We start from the raw sequence: 700 nt of genomic DNA, 5'->3' as shown, positions 1-700 counted from the left end.
GTGTCGCGCAGATGCGCGTTGAGTTGCTTGCGAGTAATGCCAGGCTGCACGACGACATCGAGGTCTTTGTCATGCACCCGGAGCACGCGATTCATCCGCGCAAAATCGATACAGACGCCGCCAGCCACCGATGCTGCATTGCCTTCGAGCGAAGTACCCGCGCCGAATGGAACGACCGGCATGCCGAGTTCGCCGCAGAGTTTCACGATCTCAGCGACTTCCTGCGTGGTCTCCGGAAACACCACGACGTCCGGTGGACGACTGGCGTGATAGGCCTCGCTGCGGCCGTGATCATCGAGCACGCCGCGCGCGATCGTCGCGCGCGCCCCAATGATCTCGTTCAGACGGACCACGGCCGTCTCGGCGCTCACTGGCGCTCCCATAGCATCCTCCCGTTCCATATCAGCGCTCAGGCTCTGCGGCCCTTGATGCGCATTGTTAGCTAGACAGCATGCGCCTTGTTGGCGTCTGGCTTCAAACCGAAATCGTAATTCAAATGATAGTAAGGCGTGTTCTGCATCCGCCCGTCGGGAGCTTCGCCGGCATCTTTGCGGGCGAATTCGCGAATGAGCGTATCTTTGACGCCGAAGACGACGTCGGAGTCGAGATACTTGTCGCCCGCGACGAACACTTGCGTCACCAGTTGCTCTAATCCATGCGCCGAGATCATGAAGTGAACATGGGCGGGCCGCCAGGGTTG

Annotated in this window: 2 protein-coding genes; both read right to left on the bottom strand. The window is 60.3% G+C overall.

The window, feature by feature from the left end; genetic code table 11:
• Nucleotides 1-371: FAD-binding oxidoreductase (locus tag AC1DS5_RS25070; protein ID WP_477720953.1), on the bottom strand; the 371-nt coding region annotated here is incomplete at its 3' end.
• Nucleotides 372-442: 71 nt separating this feature from the next.
• Nucleotides 443-700: dioxygenase family protein (locus AC1DS5_RS25065; protein WP_477720952.1), on the bottom strand; the 258-nt coding region annotated here is incomplete at its 5' end.

The sequence above is a fragment of the Polaromonas sp. P4_H1 genome, from assembly GCF_056400945.1.
This window is presented reverse-complemented; position numbering and strand designations above follow the sequence as displayed.